Origin of the sequence: Paralimibaculum aggregatum (assembly GCF_030270585.1) — a bacterium.
GTDB classification, from domain to species: Bacteria; Pseudomonadota; Alphaproteobacteria; order Rhodobacterales; family Rhodobacteraceae; genus Thermohalobaculum; species Thermohalobaculum aggregatum.
Genome location: NZ_BSYI01000035.1, coordinates 14,957 through 37,530, shown reverse-complemented (window position 1 = coordinate 37,530; position 22,574 = coordinate 14,957). Strand labels below are relative to the sequence as shown.

The window sequence follows — 22,574 nt, the reverse complement described above, 5'->3', positions numbered from 1 at the left end:
TCAGGTCTTCAGGCCGGACGAGCGGTAGAGCATCCAGTCCACCACGAAGTTCACCGCCACGGTCAGCAGCGCGATGGCCGCCGCCGGGATCAGCGGCGTGATCTCGCCGAAGGAGATCAGCGTCGCGTTCTCGCGCACCATCGAGCCCCAGTCGGCGGTCGGCGGCTGGATCCCGAGGCCGAGGAAGGAGAGGCCCGCCAGCAGCAGGAACACGAAGCAGAATTCCAGCCCGAACTCGGCGATCAGCGGCGCCGTGGAGTTCGGCAGGATCTCCTTGCGGATCAGGTACCAGGTGCCCTCGCCGCGCAGCTTGGCCGCCTCGATATAGTCCATCACCACGACGTTGCCGGCCACCGCCCGGGTCAGGCGGAACACTCGCGGCGCATAGATCACCGCGACGATCACCACCAGCACGGTGAGGTTGGTGCCGAAGATCGAGAGCAGCAGCAGCGCGAAGATCAGCGACGGGACCGACATGATGACATCCGCCGTCCGGCCCATCAGCTGGTCGAACCAGCCGCCCTTGACCGCGGCCAGCATCCCCGCCATCGCGCCCATCACGAAGGCGGCGCCGGTGGCCATCAGCGCGAGGCCCACCGTGTTGCGCGCGCCGTAGACGATGCGGCTGAACATGTCGCGGCCGAGCTGGTCGGCGCCGAGCAGCATGTTCTCGTCCGGCGGGTCGAAGGCGCCGCCGATCACCTCGGCCTCGCCATAGGGCGCGATCACCGGCGCGAAGATCCCCATGATCGCATAGGTGAAGATGATGAACATGCCGAAGCTCGCGGTCAGCGGCGCGGTGCGCAGCATCTTCTGGGTCTCGCGGCCCGAGATGTTGATCAGGAACTCGCGGAAGCCATAGGAGGTGCCGGCCGCGAGGCCGATCGAGGCGGCGACCACCGTGGTCGTCCAGAGCGCTTCCTTGCCGCCGATGATCCCCATCACGAAGCTGACCAGCGTGATCGAGAACAGCAGCATGAAGATCGGCCGCTGCTGGTAGTAGGCGGCGAGGCAGGAGGCCCCGATCAGCAGCGTGTAGTAGCCGAGAACGAAATAATCCATGTCTCCCCCCCTCTTACTTCGGATGCCGCAGCCGCGGATTGGTCAGGATCGAGCCGACATCCGCCGCGAGGTTCAACAGGATGAAGGTGGCCGCGAAGACCAGGCAGCAGGCCTGCACCACCGGGAAGTCGCGCTTGGTCACGGCGTCGACCAGGAGCTGTCCGATGCCCGGGTAGACGAACACCACCTCGACCAGCACCACGCCGGTGATCAGATAGGCGAGGTTCAGCGCGACCACGTTGATGATCGGCGCCCAGGCATTGGGCAGCGCGTGCTTGACGATGACCTTCCAGGCCGGCGTGCCCTTGAGCCGGGCCATCTCGATATAGGGCGAGGCCAGCAGGTTGATGATCGCCGCCCGGGTCATGCGCATCATGTGCGCCATCACCACCAGCACCATGGTCAGCGCCGGCAGGAAGGTCCGGTGCAGCACCTCGAGCAGGCTCATGTCCGAGCTGAGCTTCGCGATCGCCGGGAAATAGCCTGTCTTCACCGACAGATAGAGGATCAGGATGTAGCCCAGGAAGAATTCCGGCGACGAGATCGACGTCAATGTCAGCACGTTGGCCACCCGGTCGAAGACCGAGTTGCGCAGCAGCGCCACGATCACCCCGAGAATGATCGCCAGCGGCACCGCGATCACCGCGGCATAGGCCGCCAGGAACAGCGTGTTGGCAAAGCGCGGCGCGATCACCTCGCTCACATTCGAGCCCGAGACCAGCGAATTGCCGAAATCGCCGACCACCGCGCCCGACAGCCAGTCGAGGTAGCGCACCGGCGCCGGCCGGTCGAGGCCGAGCTGCTTGCGCATCGCGGCGACGTTTTCCTCCGTCGCGCCCTGGCCGAGCACCGCCTCGGCGATGTCGCCGGGCAGAAGCTCCACCGCGCCGAAGATCAGGATCGAGATCACGAACAGCGTGATCAGGCCGAGCCCGAGTCTCTTCAGCACGATGATGAGAACGTCCTTCATATCTCCCCTCCGGTTCCGTCATCCATGCGGATCGTCTGGCCGGCGGCCGGAGCGGGGGCGCATCGGGCTCGAAAGGGCGGGGATCCGCCGCTCCTGGGTCCGGCGCCGCCGCGATCCGCCGCGGCCCGGAGCCCGGCGCCGCGCGGGCGCCGGGCTCCGTCAGTGCCGGATCAGCTCTCGAACCACCAGCGGCTCGGGGCGCGGGCGCCGTCGCATTCCCAGCTCGCGGCGAGCGAGCCGCTGTGCTTCACGTTGCTCCGCCGGCCGTAGACGAAGTTGTTGAAGAACGGGATGATGGTGCCGCCGTCGTCGCGCATCAGCAGGCACATCTCGCGATACATGTCGGCGCGGCGCTCCTGGTCGAGCTCGGCCTTGGCCTGCAGCAGCAGCTCGTTGAACCGCTCGTTCTGCCAGTAGCTCTCGTTCCAGGCGGCGTCGGACTTGTAGGCCAGCGTGAACATCACGTCCGGCGTCGGCCGCGAGCCCCAGGACACCGCGCAGAACGGCTTCTTGAGCCAGACATCGGAGTAGTACCCGTCGTTCGGCTCGCGCACCACGTTGATGTTGATGCCCGCCTTCTTGGCCTGCTCGGCATAGAGCACGCACATGTCCACGGCGCCGGAGAACAGGCTGTCGGCGGTGGAGATGCTGACCGAGAGGCCCTCCATGCCGGCCTTCTTGAGCAGCGACTTCGCCTGGTCCGGGTCGTAGGCGCGCTGCGGGATGTCCTCGGGCCAGTAGGGCTGCACCGGGGCGAGATGGAAGTCGTTGCCCATGGTGGCGGCGCCGAAGGCGATCTTGTCGATGATCTCCTGGCGGTCGATGCAGAGCTTGAGCGCGTTGCGCACGTCGACATTGTCGAAGGGCGCCACGTTGCAATGCATCGGCATGGTGATCGCGCCGCCCGAGGCGACGTTGTCGATCTCGATGTCGCGCGAGCGCTTGAGCAGCGCCAGGGTCTTCAGCTCGACCAGCGAGACGCAGTCCACGTCGCCGGTGACGAGCGCGGTCTGGCGCGCGTTCGGATCGTTGAGGATCAGCATCTCGACATTGTCGAAATAGGCGCCCTCGCCATGCCACCCGTCGTGCCGCGAGAGATACCAGCGCAGCCCGATCTCGCCCTGCTCGATCTTGTAGGGGCCGCAGCCGTCGGCGGATTTCCAGTCGATCTTGCCGTTGTCCATCGCCGGGCAGATCGCCAGGTGATAGTCGGTCATCAGCCAGGGCAGGTCGGCATTGCCGCGCGCCATGGTGATCACCACCGCATGATCGCCGTCGGCCTGCAGGTCGACCACATCGGTCAGCAGCGCCTTGGCGGCGGAGGTCGAGTCGTCGCCGCGGTGATGGTTGAGCGAGGCGATCACGTCGGCCGAGGTCACCTTCCGGCCGCTGTGGAACACCGCGCGCTCGTTGAGCTTGAAGGTCCACACCGTGGCATCCGGGTTGGCGCTCCACTCGGTGGCGAGATCCGGCCCGAGCGAATTGTCCGGGTTGATCATCGTCAGGTAGCTGCGGATCTGGTGCGCCAGATAGATCATCTGCCGGGTGACATAGGTGCCCGGATCGTGGGTGTCGGAGGTGTTGCCGTCATGGATGCCCCAGCGGAAGACGCCGCCGCGCTTCGGCTCGGCGCGGGCCACGCCGCTCCACATCCCCGTCGCTGCGCTGGCGGTGAGACCGGCCGCCACTGCGTAGTGCATGAATTCCCGCCGCGAAAGACGGCCGCGCTTGGCCTCTTCGGCCATCCTCCGGATCAGCTCTTTATCGTGAATATTGGACATGACATCTCCCATTTCGGTTCGGGACGGTCTCTCGCGGACCGCCTACGCTTGGCAAAGCGAGCGCTGGCCGGCGTGCCGACCCATCTCCTCACGTGATAGACGTAATTGCAACTCCCCATTTGACTTTGCCGTTATTCGGGGATCGCGGAAACATTCGCCGATTACATCACGTCTGCCTTGCTCGCATCGCCGCCAGCGGCGCCCGTCCCGGCCCGGGGACCGGTGGCGGGCACCCCGGCGGCAGCCACAGTCTGCACTCGGATTCCGATTGTCTGCAATGATAATTATATCGTAAGACAATCATGCGGCTGAGGGTGGCCGCGATGCTGGAGGCCGGCATGAGGGACGATGCGCTCGACCGGAAGGACGCGTTTCACGCCGCGCTGCGGCGCGATATCCTGACCCTGCGCCTGGCCCCCGGCACGGCGCTCGACGAGGCCGCGCTGGCGCTGCAATACGGGCTGTCGCGCCCGCCGCTGCGCGAGGTGCTGCGGCAGATGGCCGGCGAGGGCTATCTCGAGCTGCGGCGCAATCGGGGCGCCGCGGTGGCGCCGATGACCCACACCACGCTGCGCAACTTCTTCCTCGCGGCGCCGATGATCTATGCCGCGATCTCGCGGCTCGCGGCGCAGAACGCCAGCGCCGCGCAGGTCGCCGGGCTGAAGGAGATCCAGCGGCAGTTCCGCGCCGCGGTGACCGGCGGCGAGGCCGAGCAGCGGGTCACCTGGAACGACCGCTTCCACGCCGCGATCGGCGAGATCGCCGACAATGTCTACCTGCTGCCGAGCCTGCGCCGGCTGCTGATCGACCATGCGCGAATCGGCATGACCTTCTACCGCCCGCGCCGCGCCGGGCCGGACAGCCGGCTGGCCCGCGCCGCCGACCAGCACGATGCGCTGATCGCCGCCATCGAGGCCGGCGACGAGGAGACCGCCGCCGCCGTGACGCTCGATCACTGGGCGCTGTCGCGCGACATGATCGAGACCTTCGTGACGCCGGAGGGGCTCGACGCCCCGCTCGGCGACAGCCCGCAACGCCAGGCAGGGGAGCCCCAATGACGACCTTCCCGCTCGTCTTCGACGGCATCTACACACCGGTCATCACGCCCTTCGCGGCGGATGGCGAGATCGACCGCGCGGCGCTGGCGGCGCAGGTCGAGCACCTGATCGGCGCCGGCGTGCACGGCATCATCTCGGGCGGCTCGACCGGGGAATACTACGCCCAGTCGATCGAGGAGCGCATCGCGCTGGCCCGGCTGACCCGCGAGCTGACCGAGGGGCGCGCGGCGCTCGTCGTCGGCACCGGGGCGATCCGCCTCGACGACAGCGTGGCGATGGCGCGCGCCGCCCGCGAGATCGGCGCCGACGGGCTGCTGATCGGCTCGCCGCCCTATGCCGTGCCGACCGAGCGGGAGAACGCGCTCAACGCCCTCGCCATCGAGCGCGCCGCCGACCTGCCGGTGATGCTCTACAACTATCCCGGCCGGATGGGCGTCAACATGGGCGAGGAGTTCCTCGACCGGGTCGGGCGCAGCCGCAACTTCTGCGCCATCAAGGAGAGCTCGGGCGACATCAACCGGGTGCATCTGCTGGCGCGGGACTATCCGCATGTCCAGCTCTCCTGCGGCATGGACGACCAGGCGCTGGAGTTCTTCGCCTGGGGCGCGCGGAGCTGGGTCTGCGCCGGCTCCAACTTCCTGCCCGAGGAGCATCTGGCGCTGTGGCGGGCCTGCGCGGTGGAGGGCGATTTCGCCCGCGGCCGGCGCATCATGTCGGCGCTGATGCCGCTGATGCGGGTGCTCGAGCAGGGCGGCAAGTTCATCCAGTGCGTCAAGCACGGGGTCGAGCTCGCCGGCCGCCGGGCCGGGCCGCCGCGCCCGCCGCTGCGCCCGCTCGGCAAGGACGACAAGCGCGCGCTGGCGCAGGTGGTGCGGGTGCTCAGGCGCACCATCGCCGAGATCGAGGCCGACCGGCAGGGCGCCGCCCCCGCCGCGCCGAGGCCCGTTGCCGAGGGAGCCGTGGCATGAGCGCGCTGCTGACCGCCGAGGAATACCGCGCCATCGCCGCCGGGCTGGCGCTGCCGGAGGCCGCCTTCATCGACGGCGCCTTCCGCCCCGCCATCTCCGGCAAGACCTTCCCCACGGTGAACCCGGCCACCGGCGCCACCCTCGCCGATGTCGCGGCCTGCGGCGCCGAGGACGTGGATTTCGCCGTCTCGAAGGCGCGCGATGCCTTCGAGGACGGGCGCTGGTCGAAGCTTCCGCCCGGCGCGCGCAAGGCGGCGCTGCTCCGGCTCGCCAGGCTGATCGCGCGCAACGCCCCCGAGCTCGCGGTGATGGAGAGCCTCGACAGCGGCAAGACGATCCACGACTGCGCCACGGTGGACCTGCCGGAGACCGTGCACTGCCTGAAATGGCATGCCGAGGCGATCGACAAGATCTACGACCAGGTCGCCCCGGCCTCGGACGACCACATCGCCCTGGTGGTGCGCGAGCCGGTGGGCGTGGTCGGCCTCGTGCTGCCCTGGAACTTCCCGCTGCTGATGCTGGCCTGGAAGATCGGCCCGGCGCTGGCCGCCGGCTGCTCGGTGATCGTCAAGCCCGCGGAGGAGACCTCGCTGACCGCGCTGCGGGTCGCCGAGCTGGCGCATGAGGCGGGCATCCCCCGCGGCGTGTTCAACGTGGTCACCGGCACCGGCCCGGAGGCCGGCGAGCCGCTCGGCCGGCACATGGATGTCGACATGGTCTCCTTCACCGGATCGACCGAGACCGGGCGGCGCTTCCTCGCCTATGCCGCCGCCTCCAACCTCAAGGAGGTGGTGCTGGAGATGGGCGGCAAGAACCCCTGCATCGTGCTCGAGGATGCCGAGGCGCTCGACGTGGTCGCCGCCCATGTGGTCAACGGCGCGTTCTGGAACATGGGCGAGAACTGCTCCGCCGCCTCGCGGCTGATCGTGCAGTCCGGGGTGCGCGACCGGCTGGTGGCACGGATCGGCGCGCATCTGAGGGAATGGCGCATGGGCGACCCGCTCGACCCGGCGAACCGGGTCGGCGCGCTGGTCTCGAAGGCGCATTTCGCCAAGGTCTCGGCCTATCTCGACGCGATCGCGCCGGAGGCGGTGCTGCTCGGCGGCCGGCGCGAATGCGGCACCTATATCGAGCCCACGGTGGTGGCGCTGCCGGCCGGCGCCGCGGCGGCGCGCGAGGAGATCTTCGGCCCGGTGCTCGCGGTGATCACGGTGGAGAGCGCCGAGGAGGCGGTGGCGGTGGCCAACGACACCGTCTACGGCCTCGCCGCCTCGGTGTTCTCGGCCAATGGCAGGCGGGCGCTGCGCACCGCGCGGGCGATCCGGGCCGGCACGGTCACGGTCAACTGCTTCGGCGAGGGCGACATCACCACCCCGTTCGGCGGGTTCCGCCAGTCCGGCTTCGGCGGGCGCGACAACGGCCTGCACGCGCACGACCAGTACACCCAGCTCAAGACGATCTGGCTCGACCTCTCCGACGACGCGCCGGAGGCGGTGGACTGATGGCGCGGATCGGCTTCATCGGCACCGGGCACATCGCGGCGCCGATGGCGCGGCGCCTCGCCGGCGAGGGCCACGAGGTGCTGGTCTCGCGCCGCAGCGCCGCGGTCTCGGCGGCGCTGGTCGCCGGCTCGCCGCGGATCGCGGCGGCGGAGAACCAGGCGGTGGTGGACGGGGCGGAGACGGTGTTCCTCTGCCTCCGCCCGCAGCATGCCGAGGCGGCGGTGGCGCCGCTCGCCTTCCGCCCGGAGCAGCGCATCGTCTCGGTGATGGCCGGGGTGCCGGCGGCGGCGCTGGCGGCCTGGTGCGCGCCGGCGCGCGACATCTCGATCACCATCCCGCTCGGCTATCTCGAGGCCGGGGGCTGCCCGCTCGCGGTCTATCCGCATGGCGCGACGCTGGCGCCGCTCTTCGCCCCGGCCAACCCGGTGATCCCGGTGGCCAGCGAGGCGGCGCTCAACAGCCATTTCGCGGTCTGCGCCATGATCCCGGGGCTGCTGGCGATGCTGGAGGCCGGCAGCGGCTGGCTCGCCGAGCGCACCGGCGATGCGGACGGCGCCGAGCGCTACACCGCGCAGCTGATGGCCGGGTTCCTCGCGGCGATGGCGCCGGGCGCCGGCCGGCTCGCGGCGGAGAAGCAGGCGCTGGCCACCCCGGGCTCGCTCAGCCTGATGATGGTCGAGGCGCTGGAGACCGGCGGCGCCACCGCGGCGCTGACCGGCGCCATGGATGCGATCGAGCGCCGCCTCGCGGGGCCGGGGTGAGCGCGCCGCGCCGCGCGCTGCGGCTGCCGCGCCAGCCCGGCGTCTCGGGCTGGGCGGCGATCCTGCCGGCGCGGGCGCCCTGCCCGGCGCTGGCGGGCCGGCAGACCGCGGATGTCGCGATCATCGGCGCCGGCTTCGCCGGGCTCTCGGCGGCGCGGCGGCTGGCGCAGCTCGACCCGGCGCTGCGCATCGCGGTGCTCGAGGCCGGGCGGGTGGCGGAGGGCGCGGCCGGGCGCAACACCGGCTTCATGATCGACCTGCCGCACGACCTCGCCTCCGACGACTATGCCGGCAGCGGCGACGACCGGGCGCAGATCGCGCTCAACCGCCAGGCCATCGGCTTCGCCGCGGAGGCGGTCGAGGAGCTTGGCCTCGACGCCGAGACCTTCGCCCCCGCCGGCAAGATCAACGCCGCCGCCACCGAGGCCGGCGAGCGCGCCAACCGGGGCTATTCGGCGCATCTCGGGCAGCTCGGCGAGGCGCACGAGATGCTCGACGCCGCCGCCATGCGCGAGATCACCGGCACCGGCTTCTACCGCGCCGGGCTGTTCACGCCGGGCGCCGCGATGATCCAGCCGGCGCGCTACATCCGCGGGCTGGCCGACGGGCTGGCGGCGCGGGCCGGCCGGGTGACGCTGCACGAGGACAGCCCGGTCAGGGAGATCGCGCGGGCCGGCGACGCCTGGGCGCTGCAGGCCGGCGCCGGCACGCTGACGGCGCCGCGGGTGATCCTCGCGGTCAACGGCCATGCCGAGAGCTTCGGCTTCTTCGCGCGGCGGCTGATGCATGTCTTCACCTATGCCTCGATGACCCGGGCGCTGACCGCGGAGGAGGCCGCGCGGCTCGGCGGGCAGGCGCGCTGGGGCGTCACCCCGGCCGACCCGATGGGCACCACGGTGCGGCGCATCTCCGGCACCGGCGGCGACCGGATCGTGGTGCGCTCGCGCTTCACCTTCGAGCCCTCGATGACGGTCTCCGATGCGCAGGTCGCCCGCGCCGGGCGGCTGCACGACCGCCGCTTCGCCGAGCGCTTCCCGATGCTGGCGGGGGTCGGCATGGCGCATCGCTGGGCCGGGCATCTCTGCCTCAGCCGCAACGGCGTGCCGGCCTTCGGGGAGGTCGAGCCGGGCATCGTCGCCGCCTGCTGCCAGAACGGGCTCGGCACCGTGCGCGGCACCCTCGCCGGCATGGCCGCGGCGGAGGCGACGCTGGGCCGCGAGACCGGGCGCACCCGCGCGCTCGCCGGCGCCGAGGCCCCTGCCCGGCTGCCGCCCGAGCCGGTCGCCAGCATCGGGGCGAATGCCTATCTGCGCTACAAGGAGTGGCGCGCGGGGCGCGAGTGAGCGCCTCAGCCGGCCCGGTCCATCAGCCGGCGCAGCCAGCGCCCGGCCAGCGGCGCGAGCGGCACGCCCAGCGCCAGCCCGGCGAGCAGGGCGTCGAGCGGCGCCAGCACCGGCAGGCCCAGCACCTGCCCCATCAGCGCCAGCAGGAACAGGTTGATCGCCGCGGCCAGCGCCACGAAGGGATAGAGCAGCAGCGCCAGCGCGCCCACCGACCAGCGCCCGGCCATGTCAGTGGCTGGTGCCGTCGGAGAAGGTGATCTTGTTCCAGACATTGTATTTCCCCGAGGGCCGGCGCATCGGCAGGCGGCGGATCTCCGCCAGCGTTTCGGCGTCGTAGACGATCACCGCGCCGTCCTCCTCCCAGAGGCTGGCCAGCGCATGGGCGCCGCTGCGGTCGAACTCGACATGGGCCAGGGTCTGCCCCGGCTCGGGCCGCAGCGTGGCGACGATCTCCAGCGTCTCCTTGTCGATCACGTGGATCGCGTCGCGGTGCGGGCCGAAGAACACGTCCGCCCAGACATGCCGGCTGGTCTCGTGGCTGCGCAGGAAGAAGCCGGGGCCCAGCGTCTCGATGGTGGCGACGACCGCCCAGCTCTCGAGGTCGATCACCGAGATCCGCGGCTCGCCGAGATGCGGCGTGGCGAGCACCCGCCGGCCGCCGCGCATCCAGGAGATGCCGGAGCCGAGATGCGGCATCCCCGGCAGCGGCAGCGCGGCGATCTCGCGCCCCACGGTGAGGTTGACCACCTTGGCGCGGGCGCCGTCGCGCGTGGCGCCGATCAGGTTGCGGTAGTCCGGCGTGAAGAAGAAGTCGTCGACCGGCTCGGAGACCATGATGCGGCGCCGCGCGAAGAGGCCGCGCTCGGCGGCCAGCGCCTCCTCCATGCCGGTCTCGTGGCTGTGCACGAACCCCTCGTGGAACGGGCCGGCCGCCGGGTCGGTGGCGATCTCCCAGATCTCCGGCGCGTCCTTCAGCGCGAGGATGAAGCTGTCGCGCGGGCGGGCCTGGTAGACCGCCGAGACGCGCGAGCGGCTGCCGTCGCGCGCCACGATGTCGATGATCCGCACCGGCGTCAGGTCGGCCGCGTCGAGGATGGTCAGCGTGCGCGGCAGGTAGTTGGCCACGGCGAGCCATTTCCCGTCGCGCGAGATGGCGATGTTGCGGCTGTTGATGCCGGCGCGGATGCGGGCGACCTCGGCGAGCGCGTGCAGGTCGAGCTTCTGCACCCAGCCGTCGCGCGACATCACGAAGGCGAAGCGCCCGTCGGGCGAGAATTTCGGCCCGCCATGCACCGCGAAGGGCGTCGGCAGCCGGGCCAGCCGCTCGAAGCGGTCGCCGTCGAGGATGCTGAGATGATGGTCACCCTTCTCGACCACGAGGAAGAGGTTCAGCGGGTCGGCGCCGTGCAGCGGCGCCTCCGGCGCGGTGTAGCCGGGGCTGGCGATACGGCTCGCGGCGATCTCCGGCGCGCCCCAGGCCGGCACCGCGGCGAGCGGCGCCGTGACATGGGCGGCGAGGGCGGCGATCTCCGCCGCGCCCAGCGTGTCCGCGAAGCCGGGCATCTGGGTGGCCTCCCGGCCCCCGGCGATCACCGCCGCGACATCCGGGCCGCGCATCCGGCCCAGCGTCTCGGGGATCAGCGCCGGGCCATCCGCGCCGAGCCGCCCGGCGCCGTGGCAGGCGGCGCAATGCGCGGCATAGAGCGCCGCCGGATCGGCCGCCGCCGACCCCGCCAGCAGCAGCGAGAGCGCCAGCGCGCGGCTAGCGGTACTGATGCGCCGGCTCATGGCGGACCCCCCTGAACGGCGTGACCTCGAGGCGCGCCTCCGCGGTGACGCCGATCTCCTCGTCGCGCATGTGGCAGGCCGGGTCCTCGGCCCAGGGATCGCCGGTGAGCTGCAGCGCCCGGATGCGGGTGTTGCCGCCGCAGACCGCCTTGTAGGCGCAGGCGCCACAGCGGCCCTTGAGCGGGCGCGGGCGCATGCGCAGCTCGGCCAGCATCGGGTCCGCCCCGGTCCAGTGCTCCGAGAACGGCCGCTCGCGCACGTTGCCGATGGCGTAGCTCGACCAGTAGGTGTCCGGGTGCACCTCGCCCTGCGGGTCGATGTTGGCGACGCCGACGCCGGCGCCGTTGCCGCCCCAGGCCTCGAGATGGGCGCGCAGATGCGCCACCGTCTCCCCGGGGAAGTTGCGCTCCGCCCAGCGCAGGAAATAGACCGCGTCGGCATCGTTGTTGCCGGTCACGATCTCCAGCGCGCGGCCCCCGGCGGCGGCGGCCCAGGCGCGCTCGATCAGCAGGTCGATGGCGGCGCGGGCGCGGGCATGGCCGGCATCCTCGCCGCGGTTCTTGTTGCCGCGCCCGGCATAGACGAGATGCGAGAGGTAGAACTTGTCGACCCCCTCCGCCTCGCAGAGATCGAGCAGCTTCGGCAGCTCGGCGGCGTTGTCGGCGGTCATGGTGAAGCGCAGCCCCACCTTGATGCCGCGCGCCTTGCAGGCCCGCACCCCGGCCAGCGCCTGGGCATAGGCGCCCTCGCGGCCGCGGAACCAGTCGTTGGTGGCGCCGATCCCGTCGATCGAGATGCCGACATAGTCGAAGCCGACCGCCGCCACCCGGTCGGCGGTCTCGCCGGCGATCGCGGTGCCGTTGGTCGAGAGCGCGAGATAGCAGCCGATCCGGCGGGCGCGCTCGGCGATCTCGAAGAAGTCCCGCCGCGAGAGCGGCTCGCCGCCGGAGAGGATCAGGCAGGGGATGCCGAAACCCTCGAGATCGTCGAGCACCGCCATCGCCTCCGCGGTGGAGAGCTCGCCGGGAAAGTGCCGGTCGGCCGAGACGGTGTAGCAGTGCCGGCACAGCAGGTTGCAGCGCCGGGTGAGGTTCCAGATCACCACGGGCTTGACCGCGCCGGAACCGCGCCGGGCGCGCAGCGGCGTCGGCTCCACGAGCTGGTGCATGTATTGCGAGAGGCGGAACATCAGGTCTCTCCCTGGCGCTTGAGACGGAGCCCCGTCTTCTTGAGGATGCGGGTCGAATAGAGGATGTCGCGCGCCCGGCAGGCGGGGCCGAGCAGCGCCGCGATCTCGGCGGCCTTGGCCTCGACCTCGGGCCGGTCATGGCCATGCACCATGGCGAAGAGGTTGTAGGGCCAGTCCGGCAGCGCGCGCGGCCGGAGATAGCAGTGGGTGACGAATGCCAGCGCGCCGACCGCGGCGCCGAGGCGCTCGGCGGTCTCGTCCGGCAGGTCCCAGACCGTCATGCCGTTGGCGCCGAGGCCGAGCGCGTAATGGTTGGGCGCCGCGCCGATGCGCCGGATCACGCCGCGTGCCAGCATCGCCTCGAGCCGCGCCATCACCTCGGCCTCGGCGAGCCCGAGGCCGGCGGCGATCTCGGCATAGGGCGCCGGCACGAAGGGCAGCCCGCCCTGCGTCGCCTCGATGATCCGGCGGTCGGTCGCCTCGATGGTGATCCCGTCGGTCATGCCTGCACCCTGAAGCCGATGAAGAACTCGACGAGCTTGGGAAAGCGCAGCACCCGGAGCCCCGTCGCCGCCTCGATGCTTTCCGCCGCCGCCGCGATGCCCTCCGGCGTCTCGGTGGCCAGCACGAACCACATGTTGAGCCGGTGCGTGCGCGCATAGTTGTGCGCCACCTCGGGATGCGCATTGACCTCGGTCAGCACCGCCTCGAAGCGCTCCGCCGGCACCGCCATGGCGCAGAGGCAGAAGGCGCCGCCGAGCGCCGCGGCATCGTAGAACGGGCCGAACCGGGTGATGACCCGCTCCGCCCGCAGCCGCGCCAGCCGCTCGATCAGCACGGCCTCGCTGAGGCCGAGCCCCGCCGCCGCCTCGGCATAGGGCCGCGGCGAGACCGGGAAGCCGCCCTGCAGCGCGTTCAGGATCGCGCGGTCGGTGGCGTCGAGCGGGGCGGCATCGCTGTCCTTCATGCCGCGGCCTCCCCGCCCGGCCGGTGCGCCACCAGCGCGCCGCGCTGCTTGAAGCACCGCAGGCTGAAGAGCACCGCCTCCGGCACGCCCCCGAGGCCGGCGGCGGCGCGCGCCCGCTCCAGCACCTCCAGCGCCTCGGGGCGGGAGCGCGCATGGATCATCGCGTAGAGCGTGTAGGGCCAGACCCCGGGCACCGGGCGGCGCTGGTAGCAGAGCGTGACGCCGGGCTGCGCCGCGAGCCTCGGGCCGATCCCGTCGATCCCGGCCTCCGGCACCTGCCAGACCACCATGGCGTTGGAGGTCCAGCCCAGCGCGCGGTGGCGCAGGATCAGCCCGAGCCGCGAGATCACCCTGAGCTCCAGCAGCCGCCGGATCCGCGCGATCGCCACCGCCTCGCCCATGCCGAGCGCGGCGCCGAGCACCGCGAAGGGGCGGGCGGCGATCTCCAGCCCGTCGGTCAGCGCCTGCATCAGCGCGCGGTCGTCCTCGGCGATGCCGCCGAGCTGGCCCACCGGCAGCGGCGGCGGCATCGGCGCATGGCCCGCCAGCGGGAAGCCGAGATCGATGTTGAAGGGCCGCAGCAGCGGCAGGTCGAGCACCGCGAGCCCGGTCGCCTCGGCGATGCGCGCCAGCGTCGCGTCGACATGCGCGCGATCGGGGCCGGTGGCGACGAACCAGATGTTCCAGGCGTTCTCGCGCAGATAGGAGTGGTTGACCCCCGGCTCGGCGCCGATCGCGCCGGCGACCTCGGCGATCCGGTCCTCGGGCGCGGCGACCGCGGCCAGCGTGCTGGCCCCGGCGGTGTTCGGCCGCAGCGTCGCGCCGAGCCGGCTGATCGCACCGCGCGCCGCCAGACTGGCCAGCCGGTCGACCGCCTCGCCCTCGCCGATGCCGTGCGCCGCGGCGATCTCGCGGAACGGATGCGGCACCAGCGGGAAGCCGCGCTGCCAGCGGTCGAGCAGCGCGCGGTCGGTGGCGTCGAGCGTCGCGATCATGGCTCAGAGCCCCGTCCGGTGCGCGCGCGCGGTGAAGAAGATGCCCGACGGGCTCTCGGCGGCGATCTCGCCCAGCGCCTCGAAGCTCGCGGCGTCGTAGATCACGACCTTCCCGGCATCGCGCACCGAGACCCAGACCTCGGCGCCGCGCGGCGCGAACTCCATGTGCAGCACCGCCGGGCCGGGGGTGAGGGTGCGGAGGATCTCGCCCGAGAGCGTGTCGATCACCTGCACGGTGTCGTTGTCGGGATGCGCGAAGTTGACCCAGACCTGCCGCCCGCCGGGCCGCGCCACGGCAAAGACCGGCTGGCCGTGGACCGCGGTGCGCCCGGCCTCCGCGAAGCTCCGGGCATCGACCCAGAGGATCTCGTGCCGGCCGACCGCGGGCAGCGCGAAGCGCCCGGCCGCCAGCGCCCAGCCCTCGAGATGGGGCATCTTGTAGACCGGCAGCGGCGCCTCGCCGCGGCCATAGCCGGCCAGCACCCGGTGCGGCCGCGGCACCGCCTCCCAGAGATCGAGCCGGGTCAGCCCGTCCTCGCCGAAGAGCCCGGCGATATAGGTGCGGCCGTCGGGCGTGACCAGCGCGTCATAGGGGTTGCGGCCGATGCCGCGGATGCGCGTCACCGCCGGCTCGGCGCCGCCGGCGAAATCGGCGATCCAGGTCTCCCCCGCCTCCCAGAGCGAGAACACGAAGCGCCGGCCCGGCGCGTCGACCAGCCCGACGGTCTTGGAGCCGGTCGGGATGTCGGCGACCGGCGCCAGCGTCTCGGCATCGAACACCCGCACCCCGCCGGGCTCGTAGTTCGACACCGCCACCAGCCGGCCATCGTCGGAGATCGCGCCGCCGATCGCATTGCCCGCCTGCACCACCCGCGCGGCGATCCGGCGCTCGAGGATGTCGACCCGGGTCAGCCCGCCGTCGCGGCCGAAGACATAGGCGAAGCGCTCGTCCGGCGAGAACACCACCGAGGCATGGGAGAGATCGCCGAGCCCCTCGACCCGGCCGATCGCGGCGCGCTCCGAGCGATCGACGATCAGCAGCGAGCCGGTGGCGCGCTCCACCACCACGCCGAGATCGCCGGTGCCGCGGAGCTCCCCGGCGCCGGCGCGGTTGACCATGACCGTGGCGGCCAGCGTGGCGACCAGCAGGCAGAGGGCGAGAATGCGGGTCATTCCGGCCCGGCCTCGAGCAGATAGGCGGCGATCCACAGCGCGTCCTCCTCGGAAATCAGCGGCCGCCAGGGCGGCATCGGCGTGCCCGGCACCCCGTCGAGAATGATCTGGGCGATGCCCTCCGGCAGCAGCCCGGCGAGCGCGGCGGCCCGGATGTCGGGCCCGAGCCCGCCGGAGAGCCGCATGCCGTGGCAGGAGCCGCAGTCCTGCCGCACCAGCCGCTCCAGCGCGGCGGCGCGCTCCGGCACCGGCTCGCCGGCCGTGGCGGGCGCGGCCAGCAGCAGGGCACAGAGGGCAAGCCTAGACACGGAGCGCCCCGGCCGCGGCGCCCGCGCCCCCGGCGGCGAGCCGGGCGATCAGCGCGCCCGCGCCGCAGCCACGCAGCCCCACCACGCGGCCGATGATGAACAGCACCGGACCGGACAGCCCGGCCGCCCCGGCGGCCCCGGCGATCCCGGCGAGATCGGAGGTGAGGCGCCGCTCCTGCGCCGTGGTGGCGCTGGCGACGGCGAGCACCGGGGTCTCCGGCGCCAGGCCGTGGGCGATCAGCCGGCCGGCGATCTCGCCGATGCTGGCCGCGCCCATGTAGACCACCAGCGTCGTCTCCGGATCCGCCAGCCCGGCCCAGTCGAGATCGAGCGGCGCATCGGCCCGGCAATGGCCGGTGACGAGGCGCAGCCCGGTCGCCAGCCCGCGATGGGTGAGCGGCACGCCGCTGGCCGCCGCCGCGCCCTGCGCCGCGGTGATGCCGGGGACGATCTCCACCGGCACCCCGGCCGCGTGCAGCGCCGCCGCCTCCTCCGCGCCGCGCCCGAAGATGAACGGGTCGCCCCCCTTCAGCCGCACCACGGAGCGGCCCGAGGTGGCGAGCTCCACCAGCAGCCGGTTGATCGCCTCCTGCGGCACCGGGTGGCGCTTCGGCGCCTTGCCGACGGGGATCAGCTCGGCGCCCTCCGGCGCCAGGTCGAGGATCTCGGCGGAGACCAGCCGGTCGTGCACGATCACCGCGGCCCGCGAGATCAGGCGATGCGCCTTCAGCGTGAGAAGCTCCGGATCGCCCGGCCCCGCGCCGACGAGATGGACACGCCCGAACCGCGTCATGGTGATCCTCCGCCGCTGGCCGGATCGGCGGGAGCCATGGCCCCCGCCGGGTCTGGCGCGGGCCCGCGTCAGTAGACGTCGGCCCGGGTGTTGTAGACGTTGAACTTGCCGGTGGGCGTGATCAGGCGCTGGTCCTTGATCACGCGCGCTAGCTCGAGCGTCCGGTCATCGACCACCACGATGGCGGATTCCTTGTCGGCCGCGTTCCACACCGAGAACCAGATCTCGGTGCCCTCGCGGTTGAACTCGCCCTGCACCACGCGCGGCTGGCCATCCTCGATGCCGGCCCATTCGCCGATCGGCAGCACGGTGTATTCCGGCTCCTCCTGGTCGAGCTCGTCGACCCGGAACACCGCCACCGAGGCCGAGGTCTCGGCATCCGGGTTGAGCGGCGCATCGACATAGAGATGGTTCGAGGTCGGGTGCGACTTGACGAAGAGCGAGCCGCCGCCGAGGGCGTAGAGCTGCTGCACCACCGTCCAGGCCTGCTCCGGATGCCCCTCCGGGTCGGTGCCGATCAGCGCCACGGTCTCGTCGCCGAGATGCGAGGTCGCCCAGACCGGCCCGTGCACCGGATGCATCAGGTTGGCGCCGCGCCCCGGATGCGGGGTCTGCCCGCCGGTGTCGATCAGCGCGGCGAGCGAGCCCTCCTTGGTGTCGATCACCGCCACCTTGTTGCGGGCGTTGGCCGCGGTGAGGAAATAGCGCTTGCTCGAATCGAACCCGCCATCGTGCAGGAAGCGCTCGGCCTCGATCGAGGTCACCTTGAGGTTGCGGATGTCGGAATAGTCGACCAGCAGGATCTTGCCGGTCTCCTTCACGTTGACGATGAACTCCGGCTTGTAGTGCGAGGCGACGATGGCGGCGACGCGCGGCTCCGGGTGGAACTCCTGGGTGTCGAAGATCATGCCGCGGGTCGAGACGATCTTGAGCGGCTCCAGCGTGTCGCCGTCCATGATGACGTATTGCGGCGGCCAGTAGGAGCCGGCGATGGCATACTTGTCCTCGTAGCCCTTGAACTTCGAGGTCTCGACCGAGCGCGCCTCGGCGCCGACCTTGATCTGCGCCACCGTGGCCGGGGTCTCCATCCAGAGGTCGATCATGTTGATCAGCGCATCGCGGCCGATCACGAAGAGATAGCGCCCCGAGGCGGAGATCCGCGAGATGTGCACGGCATAGCCGGTCTCGATGATCGCATGGATCTCGTAGCTGGCGCCGTCGATCAGCGCCACCTGGCCCGAATCGCGCAGCGTCACCGAGAACAGGTTGTCGAGGTCGATGTCGTTCAGCTTCTCGGTCGGCCGGTCCTCGGGCTTCACCAGCACCTTCCAGGTCGCCTTCATCTCCGCCATGCCGAACTCCGGCGGCTGCGGCGGCTCGATCAGCAGGTAGCGCGCCATCAGGTCGATGGTGGCCTCGTCCATCTCGCCCGAGGTGCCCCAGTTGGGCATGCCGGCAGGCGAGCCGTAGGTGATGAAGTCGCGCAGGTATTCATAGCCGTTGGCGCGGGTGATGTCGGTGGTCAGGGCCTTGCCGGTGGCGCCCTTGCGCAGCACGCCGTGGCAGCCGGCGCAGCGCTCGAAATAGATCGTCGCGGCGCGGCTGAACTCCGCCTGCGTCATCACCGGATCGTCGGGCTTGAGGCCAGGGATCTCGACCTCGATCTGGCCGAGCGTGGTGGCGCTGAAGATGTATTTCGTCGCGGGCGAGTCGCCATGGCCCTCGGGCTCGTCCTGCGCAGCGGCACCGGCGGCGATCAGCGGGAACGCGACGCTGCCGAGCAGCGCGAGCTTCCGCAGGGACGTGAGTCGTGACATTGCCTGGTCTCTCCATTCCACGGGTGAGGCATGCAGAGCCTCTGCCGTCGCGGAACGGATCGCCTTGACTCTTGTTAAGGCCGGCGGTTTTCCGCCGCGCCACCCATGGGGCGGGCATTCCGATCGCCCGGCCGGCCATCCGTGCCGGCGGCTCCGGCACCGGCTGCCCGGGGAGATCCGACATGATGGGACCGCTGCGCATCGTCTTCGGGGAGGCCTTCCGGGTCTTCTTCCTTGCCGCCGCGCTCTTCGCCGTCGCGGCCATGGTCTACTGGGAGGTCTGGCTCGGCGTGCATGCGGCGGGCGGCATGGTCACGCGCACCGCCTTCGCGCCGCCGCCGCATCACTGGCACGCGCACGAGATGATCTATGGCTATGGCGCGGCGGTGCTCGGGGGGTTCTTCCTCACCGCGGTGCCGAACTGGACCGGCGGGCGCACCGCGCCGCTGCCCTTCCTCGCCGCCGTGGCAGGGCTCTGGCTGCTCGGGCGCGCCGCGGTCTGGGCCTCGGGCGGGCTGGCGCCCTGGCTGGTGGCGATCGCCGATCTCGCCTTCGCCCCGGCGCTGGGCCTGCGCCTCGCGCTGATGCTGGCGCGCCGGCCGAAGCCGCAGAACCTGATGGTGCTGGCGCTGCTGGCGATCTTCTGGAGCGGCAATCTCGCGGTGCATCTCGACTGGACCGGGGTCTGGCCCGGCGCCGCCGAGGCCGGGCTGCGCGCCGGGCTGCTGACGCTCACCGCGCTGATCGCTGTCATCGGCGGGCGAATCATCCCGGCCTTCACCACCAACGCGATGCGCAAGGCGGGGCGCGAGACCGGGCTGCCGCGCACCGGCCGGCGGCTCGACGCACCGGCCGTCGCCGCCGCCATCCTGCTGCCGCTCCTGCTGCTTGCCGGTGCGCCGGAGCCGGCGCTCGCCGGCGCGGCGGGCGCGACCGGCCTGCTGGCGCTCCTCCGCCTCGCCGGCTGGCGCGGCTGGTGGACGCGCCATGCGCCGATCCTCTGGACCATGCACCTCGCCTACCTGCTGCTCGGGCTCGGCTACCTGGCGCTGGCGGCGGCGCAGCTCGGGCTGGCCTCGGAGGTCGGCGCGCTGCATCTGCTGGCGATCGGCGGCATCGGCGGGATGACGCTGACGGTGATGACCCGGGCCGGCCTCGGGCATTCCGGGCGCCCGCTCGCGGCGCCGCCGGCGGTGGTCGCGGGGTTCCTCTGCCTGCTCGGCGCAACCGGGCTGCGGGCGCTGGCCTCCTTCGGCAGCCTCGCCGCCTATTACCCGGCGACGCTGGGCGCCGGCGCGCTCTGGATCACGGCCTTCGCGCTCTTCCTGACCGCGCTCTGGGAGCCGCTGACCACCGCGCGGCCGGATCGGGCCGGCGGTTGACTTTCGTTAAGGCCGCTCCGCCGGGGCCTGCCTAGGCTCCCGAGCGGCAACCAATCCGGGAAGGAACGTCGCAATGCGCGAAGTCATGACGAAATCCATGGCCCGCAACATCTTTTATGGCGGGTCACTGTTCTTCATCGTCATCTTCGTCGGTCTGACGGTGCACAGCCACATCTACATCGTGGAGACATCGACCGACACGGCGGGGCTGACAGAGAGCGTGGCGCGCGGCAAGCGGGTCTGGGAGCACAATGCCTGCGTCAACTGCCACAGCCTGCATGGCGAGGGCGCCTATTTCGCCCCCGAGGTCGGCAACGTGATGACCCGCTGGGGCGTGATCGACGACCCCGAGGGCGCCTTCGAGAGCCTCAAGGGCTGGATCGAGGCGCAGCCCAGCGGCATCGAGGGCCGCCGCCAGATGCCCGGCTACGCCTTCACCGACGAGCAGATCCGCGACCTGGCCGAGTTCCTCCGCTGGGCCGACCGCATGGACACCCAGGACTGGCCGCCCAACGAAGCCGGCTGAGGAGACAGAAAGATGAAATATCAGAGCCAATCCGTCGCCAAGGCCTATTTCGTCGCGGCCATGGCGCTCTTCGCGGTGCAGGTGCTCGGCGGACTGCTGGCCGGCTGGATCTATGTCGCGCCCAACACGCTGTCGGAGATCCTGCCCTTCAACACCGTGCGGATGCTGCACACCAACAGCCTGGTGGTGTGGCTGCTGCTCGGCTTCTTCGGCGCCGCCTATTTCCTGATCCCCGAGGAGAGCGAGCGCGAGATCCACTCGCCGATGCTGGCCTATGTCCAGCTCGCGATCCTGCTGCTCGGCACCGCCGGCGTCGTGGTGACCTACATCTTCGACCTGTTCCACGGGCACTGGCTGCTCGGCAAGGAGGGCCGCGAGTTCCTCGAGCAGCCGCTCTGGGTCAAGCTCGGCATCGCCGTGGCCGCCGTGATCTTCCTCTACAACGTCACCATGACGGTGCTGGCGGGCAAGAAGACCGCGATCACCAACGTGCTGCTGCTCGGCCTCTGGGGCCTCGTGGTGCTGTTCCTCTTCGCCTTCTACAACCCGGACAATCTCGGCCTCGACAAGCAGTACTGGTGGTACGTGATCCATCTCTGGGTCGAGGGGGTCTGGGAGCTGATCATGGCCTCGATCCTCGCCTTCCTGATGCTCAAGCTCACCGGGGTCGATCGCGAGATCGTCGAGAAATGGCTCTATGTCATCGTCGGCACCGCGCTGTTCTCGGGCATCCTCGGCACCGGGCACCACTACTACTGGATCGGCGGCCCGGCCTACTGGCAGTGGATCGGCTCGATCTTCTCCTCGCTCGAGGTGATCCCGTTCTTCGCGATGATGTCCTTCGCCTTCATCATGGTCTGGAAGGGCCGGCGCGACCATCCGAACAAGGCGGCGCTGCTGTGGAGCCTCGGCTGCGCCACGCTCGCCTTCTTCGGCGCCGGGGTCTGGGGCTTCCTGCACACGCTGCACGGGGTGAACTACTACACCCACGGCACGCAGATCACCGCGGCGCACGGGCACCTCGCCTTCTTCGGCGCCTATGTCTCGCTCAACCTCGCGATCTTCACCTATGCCTTCCCGATCCTGAAGAACCGCGACCCCTACAACCAGGTGCTCAACATGGGCAGCTTCTGGCTGATGGCCGGCGGCATGTGCTTCATGACCTTCGTGCTGACCTTCGCCGGCACGGTGCAGACCCACATGCAGCGGGTGCTCGGCGAGGACTACATGAGCGTGCAGGACGGGCTGGCGCTGTTCTACTGGATGCGCTTCGGCGCCGGCGTCGCGGTGGTGATCGGCGCGTTCCTGTTCATCTACGCGATCCTGGTGCCGAAGCGGCAGGAGATCATCTCGTCCGACGCCACGGTCGCGGCGGAGTGAGCGCGATGGACGGGACACCGGTCAGGGAGGGGGCGGAGGCCCCCTTCTACCTCCCCCAGGGCGACGAATGCACGCTCTTCGCCGCCGCCCATGCCAATGCCCTGCCGCTGCTGCTCAAGGGCCCGACCGGCTGCGGCAAGACCCGGCTGGTGGCGCATATGGCGGCGCGGCTCGGCCGGCCGCTCTACACGGTCGCCTGCCATGACGATCTCTCCGCCGCCGACCTGATCGGGCGCTATCTGCTGAAGGGCGGCGAGACGGTCTGGGCCGACGGGCCGCTGACCCGCGCGGTGCGCGAGGGCGCGATCTGCTATCTCGACGAGGTGGTGGAGGCGCGCAAGGACGTCACCGTGGTGCTGCACCCGCTCACCGACGACCGGCGCATCCTGCCGATCGACCGCACCGGCGAGGAGCTCGCCGCGGCGCCCGGCTTCATGCTGGTGGCCTCCTACAACCCCGGCTACCAGAACATCCTGAAGACGCTGAAGCCCTCCACCCGCCAGCGCTTCCTGTCGATCGAGATCGATTTCCCGAAGCCCGGGCAGGAAACCGAGATCGTCGTCGCCGAGAGCGGGCTCGACCCGGCGCGGGCGGCGGCGCTGGTGCGGCTCGCCGGCAAGCTGCGGGCGCTCCGCGGCCAGGATCTCGAGGAGGGCGTCTCGACCCGGCTCGTGGTCTATGCCGCGACGCTGATCGCCCGGGGGATGCCGCTCGAGCGCGCGGTGCTGGCCGCGATGATCGAGCCGCTGACCGACGACGAGGACGTCCGGCGCGGCTTGCTCGACCTGGTCGCCGCGGTGTTCGGGTAGCG

Annotated in this window: 22 protein-coding genes; 9 read left to right on the top strand and 13 right to left on the bottom strand. The window is 71.3% G+C overall.

The window, feature by feature from the left end; genetic code table 11:
- The 3 genes from QSJ97_RS18085 to QSJ97_RS18075 form a co-directional block, all read right to left on the bottom strand.
- Positions 1-1,062, bottom strand: coding sequence for an ABC transporter permease (locus QSJ97_RS18085; RefSeq protein WP_285673457.1), 1,062 nt, complete (start codon positions 1,060-1,062; stop codon positions 1-3).
- 13 nt (positions 1,063-1,075) lie between these two features.
- A complete protein-coding gene (locus QSJ97_RS18080; protein ID WP_285673456.1) occupies positions 1,076-2,032 on the bottom strand; it encodes an ABC transporter permease in 957 nt (318 codons plus the stop codon).
- A 170-nt stretch (positions 2,033-2,202) separates the two neighbouring features.
- Complete coding sequence (locus tag QSJ97_RS18075; protein WP_285673455.1) at positions 2,203-3,813, bottom strand: ABC transporter substrate-binding protein; 1,611 nt, start codon at positions 3,811-3,813, stop codon at positions 2,203-2,205.
- Positions 3,814-4,151: 338 nt separating this feature from the next.
- On the opposite strand from QSJ97_RS18075, the gene QSJ97_RS18070 reads away from it, so the two are divergent.
- The 5 genes from QSJ97_RS18070 to QSJ97_RS18050 are packed head-to-tail and all read left to right on the top strand — an operon-like array spanning position 4,152 to position 9,445.
- Positions 4,152-4,871, top strand: coding sequence for a GntR family transcriptional regulator (locus QSJ97_RS18070; RefSeq protein WP_285673454.1), 720 nt, complete (start codon positions 4,152-4,154; stop codon positions 4,869-4,871).
- Positions 4,868-5,839, top strand: a complete 972-nt coding sequence (locus QSJ97_RS18065; RefSeq protein WP_285673453.1) for a dihydrodipicolinate synthase family protein — start codon at positions 4,868-4,870, stop codon at positions 5,837-5,839. Before QSJ97_RS18070 ends, QSJ97_RS18065 begins: the two co-directional genes overlap by 4 nt.
- Positions 5,836-7,341, top strand: a complete 1,506-nt coding sequence (locus tag QSJ97_RS18060; protein WP_285673452.1) for an aldehyde dehydrogenase — start codon at positions 5,836-5,838, stop codon at positions 7,339-7,341. Before QSJ97_RS18065 ends, QSJ97_RS18060 begins: the two co-directional genes overlap by 4 nt.
- The gene (locus QSJ97_RS18055; protein WP_285673451.1) at positions 7,341-8,102 is read left to right on the top strand and encodes an NAD(P)-binding domain-containing protein; all 762 of its coding nucleotides are present in this window, start codon (positions 7,341-7,343) and stop codon (positions 8,100-8,102) included. The genes QSJ97_RS18060 and QSJ97_RS18055 overlap by 1 nt, the downstream gene beginning before the upstream one ends.
- On the top strand, positions 8,099-9,445 hold the full coding sequence (locus QSJ97_RS18050) for an NAD(P)/FAD-dependent oxidoreductase (protein ID WP_285673450.1): 1,347 nt from the start codon (positions 8,099-8,101) through the stop codon (positions 9,443-9,445). Before QSJ97_RS18055 ends, QSJ97_RS18050 begins: the two co-directional genes overlap by 4 nt.
- A gap of 5 nt (positions 9,446-9,450) precedes the next feature.
- Here the strand turns inward: QSJ97_RS18050 and QSJ97_RS18045 are convergent, their stop codons facing one another.
- The 10 genes from QSJ97_RS18045 to QSJ97_RS18000 form a co-directional block, all read right to left on the bottom strand.
- Positions 9,451-9,672 (bottom strand): hypothetical protein, encoded by a 222-nt coding sequence (locus QSJ97_RS18045; RefSeq protein WP_285673449.1) that lies wholly within the window; start codon positions 9,670-9,672, stop codon positions 9,451-9,453.
- Position 9,673: 1 nt separating this feature from the next.
- Positions 9,674-11,233, bottom strand: coding sequence for a cytochrome D1 domain-containing protein (locus QSJ97_RS18040; protein WP_285673448.1), 1,560 nt, complete (start codon positions 11,231-11,233; stop codon positions 9,674-9,676).
- Positions 11,208-12,422, bottom strand: a complete 1,215-nt coding sequence (nirJ, locus tag QSJ97_RS18035) for a heme d1 biosynthesis radical SAM protein NirJ (RefSeq protein ID WP_285673447.1) — start codon at positions 12,420-12,422, stop codon at positions 11,208-11,210. Before nirJ ends, QSJ97_RS18040 begins: the two co-directional genes overlap by 26 nt.
- Entirely contained in the window at positions 12,422-12,925 is a 504-nt protein-coding gene (gene ahbB, locus QSJ97_RS18030; RefSeq protein ID WP_285673446.1) for a siroheme decarboxylase subunit beta, read from the bottom strand. Before ahbB (QSJ97_RS18030) ends, nirJ begins: the two co-directional genes overlap by 1 nt.
- Positions 12,922-13,389 carry an Lrp/AsnC family transcriptional regulator gene (locus QSJ97_RS18025; RefSeq protein WP_285673445.1) on the bottom strand — a complete coding sequence of 156 codons (468 nt, stop codon included), beginning with the start codon at positions 13,387-13,389 and terminating at the stop codon, positions 12,922-12,924. The genes ahbB (QSJ97_RS18030) and QSJ97_RS18025 overlap by 4 nt, the downstream gene beginning before the upstream one ends.
- The gene (ahbB, locus tag QSJ97_RS18020; RefSeq protein WP_285673444.1) at positions 13,386-14,384 is read right to left on the bottom strand and encodes a siroheme decarboxylase subunit beta; all 999 of its coding nucleotides are present in this window, start codon (positions 14,382-14,384) and stop codon (positions 13,386-13,388) included. The genes QSJ97_RS18025 and ahbB (QSJ97_RS18020) overlap by 4 nt, the downstream gene beginning before the upstream one ends.
- 3 nt (positions 14,385-14,387) lie before the next feature.
- Positions 14,388-15,557 carry a cytochrome D1 domain-containing protein gene (locus tag QSJ97_RS18015; RefSeq protein WP_285673443.1) on the bottom strand — a complete coding sequence of 390 codons (1,170 nt, stop codon included), beginning with the start codon at positions 15,555-15,557 and terminating at the stop codon, positions 14,388-14,390.
- Complete coding sequence (locus tag QSJ97_RS18010; RefSeq protein ID WP_285673442.1) at positions 15,554-15,865, bottom strand: c-type cytochrome; 312 nt, start codon at positions 15,863-15,865, stop codon at positions 15,554-15,556. The genes QSJ97_RS18015 and QSJ97_RS18010 overlap by 4 nt, the downstream gene beginning before the upstream one ends.
- Positions 15,858-16,658 (bottom strand): uroporphyrinogen-III C-methyltransferase, encoded by an 801-nt coding sequence (gene cobA / locus QSJ97_RS18005; RefSeq protein WP_285673441.1) that lies wholly within the window; start codon positions 16,656-16,658, stop codon positions 15,858-15,860. The genes QSJ97_RS18010 and cobA overlap by 8 nt, the downstream gene beginning before the upstream one ends.
- Before the next feature lie 68 nt (positions 16,659-16,726).
- Positions 16,727-18,475: a nitrite reductase gene (locus QSJ97_RS18000; RefSeq protein WP_285673440.1), complete on the bottom strand. Its 1,749-nt coding sequence runs from the start codon at positions 18,473-18,475 to the stop codon at positions 16,727-16,729.
- Positions 18,476-18,657: 182 nt separating this feature from the next.
- Here QSJ97_RS18000 and QSJ97_RS17995 point away from each other — a divergent pair, with 182 nt between their 5' ends.
- The 4 genes from QSJ97_RS17995 to QSJ97_RS17980 all read left to right on the top strand — a co-directional run bounded on the left by QSJ97_RS17995 (position 18,658) and on the right by QSJ97_RS17980 (position 22,572).
- The gene (locus QSJ97_RS17995; RefSeq protein ID WP_285673438.1) at positions 18,658-19,857 is read left to right on the top strand and encodes an NnrS family protein; all 1,200 of its coding nucleotides are present in this window, start codon (positions 18,658-18,660) and stop codon (positions 19,855-19,857) included.
- Between the two features lie 73 nt (positions 19,858-19,930).
- Positions 19,931-20,383 (top strand): c-type cytochrome, encoded by a 453-nt coding sequence (locus QSJ97_RS17990; RefSeq protein ID WP_285673437.1) that lies wholly within the window; start codon positions 19,931-19,933, stop codon positions 20,381-20,383.
- Between the two features lie 12 nt (positions 20,384-20,395).
- Complete coding sequence (locus QSJ97_RS17985) at positions 20,396-21,763, top strand: cbb3-type cytochrome c oxidase subunit I (protein ID WP_285673435.1); 1,368 nt, start codon at positions 20,396-20,398, stop codon at positions 21,761-21,763.
- Positions 21,764-21,768: 5 nt separating this feature from the next.
- Positions 21,769-22,572, top strand: coding sequence for a CbbQ/NirQ/NorQ/GpvN family protein (locus QSJ97_RS17980; protein WP_285673434.1), 804 nt, complete (start codon positions 21,769-21,771; stop codon positions 22,570-22,572).
- Positions 22,573-22,574 lie beyond the last annotated feature (2 nt).